At 62.0% G+C, this 537-nt stretch carries 1 protein-coding gene; it reads left to right on the top strand.

All coding sequences use genetic code 11. From position 1 onward, the window contains the following. A partial coding sequence (locus AC1DU6_RS35560) for a branched-chain amino acid ABC transporter permease (RefSeq protein ID WP_477863318.1) occupies positions 1–537 on the top strand: 537 nt, incomplete at both ends.

The raw sequence follows: 537 nt of genomic DNA, 5'->3' as shown, positions 1-537 counted from the left end.
GAGTTGCCCTCGGCGCGATCCTCGTGATCACCGCGCTCGGCCTGTCGATCATTTTCGGCATGCTGGGCGTGGTGAACTTCGCGCATGGCGCATTGTTCATGGTCGGCGCCTATGCCGGGCTTTGGGTCGCCTCATTGACCGGCAGCTTCTGGTGGGGGCTCCTCGTGGCCCCCATCATGATCGGCATGTTCGGCATGCTGATCGAATATTTCCTGATCCGTCCGCTCTATGGCCGGTCGATCGACGATCCGCTGCTGCTCACCTTCGGGCTGAGTTACATCCTGGTCGAAGGCGTGCGGATCGTGTTCGGCAGTGACGGCATTCCGTTCCCGACCCCCACACTGCTGACCGGCGTCGTGGATCTCGGCGTCGGCTTCTTCCCGATCTACCGCATCTTCGTCGTCGGCATTGTGTTTTTCGTCGTCATGCTGCTGTGGCTCGGCCTCGAGAAGACCAAGTTCGGCCTGATCGTGCGCGCCGGCGCGCGCGATCCCACCATGATGAAGGTGCTCGGCGTCGATATCAGCAAGGTCTGGC

It is taken from the genome of Roseateles sp. P5_B10, from assembly GCF_056400485.1.
Note: the sequence above shows the minus strand (reverse complement) of the source record. Positions and strands in the feature narration are given on the sequence as shown.